The organism is Bartonella elizabethae F9251 = ATCC 49927 (assembly GCF_000518165.1).
Taxonomy (GTDB): Bacteria; Pseudomonadota; Alphaproteobacteria; order Rhizobiales; family Rhizobiaceae; genus Bartonella; species Bartonella elizabethae.
The window spans coordinates 1-6,021 of record NZ_JADB01000030.1 but is presented as its reverse complement, the minus strand read 5'-3'; the positions used below and the strand labels follow the sequence as shown (position 1 = coordinate 6,021).

The 6,021-nt window shown below is 38.7% G+C and carries 3 protein-coding genes; all 3 read left to right on the top strand.

Annotated features, from left to right (window positions below; all coding sequences use genetic code 11):
* On the top strand, positions 1 to 657 hold a 657-nt coding region (locus T429_RS0108305), incomplete at its 5' end, for an autotransporter outer membrane beta-barrel domain-containing protein (RefSeq protein WP_026500970.1).
* A gap of 349 nt (positions 658 to 1,006) precedes the next feature.
* Positions 1,007 to 3,568 carry a BafA family autotransporter gene (gene bafA, locus T429_RS0108300; RefSeq protein ID WP_005773721.1) on the top strand — a complete coding sequence of 854 codons (2,562 nt, stop codon included), beginning with the start codon at positions 1,007 to 1,009 and terminating at the stop codon, positions 3,566 to 3,568.
* 817 nt (positions 3,569 to 4,385) lie between these two features.
* The coding region (locus T429_RS0108295; protein ID WP_026500969.1) for a pertactin-like passenger domain-containing protein at positions 4,386 to 6,021 on the top strand (1,636 nt) is incomplete at its 3' end.

The window sequence follows — 6,021 nt, the reverse complement described above, 5'->3', positions numbered from 1 at the left end:
GGATTTGGCAGTTATGACCATGCTCGTATTGCACATGCACGGGGGGGCACCAGCGGTATCAATAGTTATGGCATTGGGGCTTATGTCACTTATTTAGATCATAGTGGATGGTATCTGGATGCTCTTTTAAAATATAATCATTATCAAAATACGCTGAAGGCGGTTTCCACGAATGGTTTGGGGATTGAAGGCAGTTATAAGCAATGGGCGGTTGGAACCTCTTTTGAAGCAGGTTATCGCCTTCAGACGTCTAAGAGCAGTTGGTTGCAGCCTTATGGACAATTTACTTGGTTGCAAGTTGAGGGAAAAGAAATCAAGTTATCGAATGACATGAGAGGTGATATGCGTCCCTTCACTTCATTGCGCAGTGAGGTTGGTCTGTCTTTAGGGTATGAATTTGGCTCTGGCATGGCTTCTTCCTCACAGGCATATATTACAGCAGCATGGTTGCGTGAGAATAAAGATGAGAATCAAACGGTGATTAATGAACGCCATGCATTTACGAGCGATTTATCGGGTAATGCGGGTAAATTAGGGATAGGTTTGAGCAGTTTTGTGAGTGAGAAGTTGAAGTTATATGGTGAGGCTCATTATGTTAAAGGGCGTAAAACAAAACAATCTCTTCAGGGAATTATAGGGGTACGCTATCATTTCTAATGATAAGAGTATAGTTATCTTTCAAATCTATAATTGTTTTTGAAAGTTTTTAATAAAGCGTAAATAACTTTTCAGAGCCTACAGACTCGCTTTTCATGACAGATTGTACACTCTCTTTTATATTATAGTTTATGATGTGTTACTTTTTTCTTTGATGAAAAAACTTTGAAGAAATGTAGGAATTTCCTTATATTTTTGGTCAAAAACGCATTGAAGAGATGGTAAAGAACAGTTCTTTGAGAGAAGTAATGAGGCTACTCAGAAGAATTGTTACAATCTAAGGTTGAAAATATGTTTTGTAGAGCTAGTTACGTTTGGTGTCTATGCAGGCGTAAAGAGGGGGGAGGATATGGCTACACAATACAAATGGAAACGCAATTTTTGGGTACTCTTGTTTAGCAGCTGTTTTGTACAGGCAGCTGCCGCAAATGAGGGGAGAATACCTCTTTTCTGTCAATCTTCGAGTTATGAAAATGATCAAGTATTTCACGATCAATATCATGAAGATATGAAAACAGGAAGATGCATCCTTGGAGCATCGAATGATTTCATTGTAAGAAGACACAATGAATTAGGCTTTTTAAAAAAGCCTAGCGATTTTACCCTTGTTAAGGGTGCTAGAATTGCAAGCCAGCAGGAGCTTGAGAGTAATCATCGTGACAATGTTGGAGATAATGTGCGAGCACAAAATACTGCATTTCTTAAAAAACCTGAGCTTATCTTCATTAAAGATGGGGCACTGCTCGAAAATTATGTCCTTGATCATGAAGGTAAAGCATACATTTCAAATGATGGTGAAATTGATAGTCCAGGGCGGTCTATCGATAATACGGTAAAGAATGGTGCGGAGCTTTATGTGTATGCAGGAGGTCTCAGTGAGAATAGTAAAATTGAACATGGTGGAATTGAGAATGTTCAGGCTTTAAAGGGAAAACAAGGCTTTTCGAAAAATGCTGTCGTTAAAGAAGGCGGACAGCAAAGTGTTGGAAATGGAGGAAAAGTAGAGGAGACTAAAATTTATGGTGGGGAGCAGCTTGTTTTTGGGGAGGGGGATGTTGGAGGAGAGCTTAAAGGGAGTAGCGCTTCTCATACAGTCATTTATGGTCAAGAGGAAACATTCGGTCAACAAAAAGTATATGACGGGGGTAAAGTTTGGAATACAAAAGTTATGCGAGGGGGCATCCAAGAGGTTGGAACAAAGTCTGAAGATGCAAAAAATGGTGGTTTTGCATTTGATACAGAAGTTTTTGCTGGTGGTAAACAGCGTATCTTAAAAGGCGGTCAGGCTATTGGAGTCACTTTAAATGAGAGCGCTATTCAGGAAATATATACGGATGGATCTGTAAAAAATCTAACAATGAATGATGAAACAAAATCATGGGTACATGCTGGAGCGACATTAGAAGGCAAGACACAAGTAAATCATTCTGGACAGCTTCATCTTTATGCTGGGAATGATGAACATCGCACCACAGTAGAAGATATTCTTTTAAATGGAAAAGAGACAAAACTGTATTCACTTGCGGATGAGTCTGATGGAAAAAGCTCTTTGATACAAAAATTAAGTGGTGAGGGGAGTGTTATTTTTGCATTTACGGGTTCTGATCCCTATTATTCTCAGCTTCATGTGAATAATCTTTCAGGAAGTTTACATTTCGCATTCAATACCACAATTGCCCAAGACCGTGGAGATTATCTCTTCGTTGAGAAAGGCGCAGGGAATCATACGATAACTGTTGCTGATTCTGGCGTTGAAATCACGGATCCTTTTTCACATAAACGTGATTTAATTACGGATCAAAGTGGTGGAGCGCATTTTACGCTGACAGATCTTAAGGGTGAAAATATTAATGCCCTTGATGGTGGAACTTATATGTATGGTCTGAAAGAAAGAAAGGATGAAAATGGAAAAGTTTGGTTTTTATCTGCAGACCGCCTCAGTGGACCGGAAAACTCTATTCCAGATCCTACCAATCCGTTCATTCCTGGCGGAGCATTAACTACTCCTTCTACGGATGCAGTGTTAACGTTATCCGTCGTTCCTGGACTTATTTTTAACAATGAATTGCAAAGTGTACGGAATGGTAGAAAAATTTGGAACAGAAATAGAAAAGATATCGAGCTATGGACTTATGGGATTAAGAGCAGAGAACGCATTGCGACAGGCCATACACACTTTAAGCTTGGGCAGACAGGTTTAGTCTTTGGTGCTGATCAGCTGAATGAATTAAGGCATGGAGAATTATATGTTGGAGGTTTTGCTAGTTATGATCAAGCACGTGTTTCCCATGCGCGAGGGGGGGACAGTGATTTAAGCTCTTATAGCATTGGAACTTACGCAACTTATTTTGATCACCGTGGATGGTATATGGATGGTGTTTTGAAATATAATTATTATAAAGATAATTTGAAAGCCATCTCAACAAATGGTTTAGCAATTCAAAGTCATTACAATCAATGGGCAATCGGTGGATCATTTGAAATTGGTTGTTATTTTGAACCGGCGCAAAATACTTGGATGCAGCCTTATATCAAGCTAACAGGTCTCCAGGTTCAAGGTAAAAAAATAAAACTTTCCAATGGAATGGTCGGTGATTTAAGTCCATTAGTTTCATTCCGTAGTGAAGTTGGATTGACAGCAGGACATGCATTCTTTGTGAATTCAGAAACTTCATTAACAGCTTATATAATGGCAGCTTGGTTGCGTGAGAATATAAATAATAATCATGCGATAATTAATAACCAGCATAAATTTATCACAGACTTATCGGGTAGTGCGGGTAAATTAGGAATTGGTTTAAACAGTTCGGTCAATGATAACCTAACACTTTATGCGGAAGCATATTATCTAAAAGGACATAAGATTAAAAATGCTCTTCAAGGTATTTTAGGATTACGCTATAGTTTCTAAGTACACCTTTACACGGCTGATTAATTTTATAACTTTAAACAGATAACGCTTCACTACGTCTTTTTGAGAGTATAGAGCCCTTTTCAAACAGTAAGGATGCTTTTATACTCTCTTTTAAGACAAGGTATTAATTTATTATAGAGTGTTCATTGTCTTGTATATTGAATGAAAGTTTTGAACATCGTAGGATTCTTTCATTTTAAATCTATTCCATGTTGAATCAATCAAAACCATTTGCTTGCACGTCACAAGGGGGAGAGCCGTGTAGAACAAAATTGTGCACGAAAGCACTCAAAATGCTTCTGATGAATCACTTCAAGTGCTAAGGATTATCGCAACATTTTAGAGCTGGTAAAGTGTGTGATGGAGTCAACTTGCTTTACCATAAGCGTAAAGATGGAAGTCTTTAATGGATTTATTATATTATTCATTATCGACGTGAGGAAATAGATTCACGGCATATTGAGAGATGTCTCTTTAAAACAGATCCATGAATATAATCCAAGGGCGCTCTATTTTACATAAGGGGTGGGACCTCGTTAAAGGGCATGGGCACTTTTCCCTCCATAATTTGAAATACAAATATGCAAATTATTCCTTGAACTCAAATAAACAGTTTGAATTTTATACAGTTTTTTCCCTTCAGTTAGCGTTTTTAGTGTTTGATAAAACAACAACCTATAGTTGTCTAAATTAAAAAAATACACTAAAAAATTGCATTTAGACATAAATAAAACACATTATGATACAATCTAAAATTTGCTGCTTACGTAGCCGCGGGATATTTTTCTAAATAATTGAGAGTGGAGTGTGGATAATGCGGTATAAATACAAGTTAAGTTTTTCAGTATTGATGATCAGTAGTTTTCTTGTACAACCCACAAGTGCAGTTGAGAGTGAGAGTAGAAGACTAACAAGAGCAACCCAAGTGAGAAATGGAGAAGAGGAACGAAAAAATTTAGAACTGATTGCTCGTCTTTTCAAAAATAATATTACGATTGGATATGGTGATGTAGAGCTTGTTGAAAATGGAAAAACTTCCGTGGGGTCCACTGTTAAAAAAGGGGGGATGCAAATCGTTACACGCGGAGGAATTGCCTTGGAAGCTAAAGTTGTTGGAGGTCAGCAGTTTGTTCATGAAGAGCCGAATATTGATCTTACGCGCGTGCTTAGACGAAGTAATGCGTATAATTCCACAGTTACGGGTGGAGATGGAGTAGTAGGACAACAGAATGTGTATGATGCGGGAGGGGCTTGGTATACGAAAGTGGGAAAAAATGGAGAACAAAATCTTTATGCGGGGCAAAGAAAAGAAGGGGGAAGAGCAATGGGTACAGAAGTCTCTGAGAATGGCAGACAGCACGTCTTAGCACTAGGGGAGTCTGTAGAAACAACCTTGAGGGATCAAGCTGTTCAAGTTGTCTATCCTAGAGGGCTGGTGAATACTTTAACAATTACGGATTATGCTAGGTCTTGGCTACATGTTGGCGTAAAAGATGTCGTTGGGGCGGTAAGGGTTAATGGTGGCGGAGAACTTTATTTATTTGCGGGTGATGGGACAAATCATACGACTAAGAAAAATATTCCTCTAGAAGGAAAACCTGCTGAAATAATATTTGAGGTTGGTGAACGGAATATCCAACATAAACCACAGATTAAAATTGAAGATTTAGGGGGACAAGATGGTACTGTTATTTTTTCTTCTATTCCGTATGATCCACGTCATATTTCACTTTATGTTCAAAAGCTTTCGGGTGATTTACATTTTCGTTTTAATATCAATGCTACGGGAGATCATAATAGCGATTATTTGTTGATCGATAATGGCTCAGGTAATCACAAAGTAAGTGTTACAGATTCGGGGCGAGAGATTACAGACGCTCTCTCACAAAGAAATAGTTTAGTTGGCGGAGTCAATTTGATTACCGATAGAAGCGAAGGTGAAGGAGCTAACTTTACTCTGGCAGATCTTTCGGGGAGGGCCATTACAGCTGTTGATGGTGGAACCTATCAATATCGCTTGGAGAAGAGAACAAGATGTGCTGATTCTAGTGGACATTCTAAAATTTGGTATTTAATTAGAGCCACTGAAAATACAGAACGTTCTAGTGCTGAAGTACAGTGTGTAAACAAGAAAACGAAGGATTCTGTTGCATTGTCTGCTGATATGGGGACACAGTCTGAACAAGGTTCTTCTTCTGTAGGTGAAAAGGTCCGTACTCCAAGGTCTTTTAAAAAACATCCACCTAAGAAACGGCCTCCACGTCATTTAAGAGAAGCACAAAATGTCTCTAGTGTTTCGGTATCTTCCTCTCAAGAAAATCAGACACGTGTGGTGTTGCCACCATCAGTTTCACATCTTCTTTCTGGTGACAAACAACAGATGGCAGTTTCAGCCTCTTCTCGAGTTTTAGCGGATCAGATGACTTTGCGTCCAAGCAATCAGAAGCAAC

Excerpts from the sequence above, each read along its gene's own strand:
- bafA (WP_005773721.1), top strand. The coding sequence starts at position 1,007 with ATGGCTACACAATACAAATGGAAACGCAATTTTTGGGTACTCTTGTTT.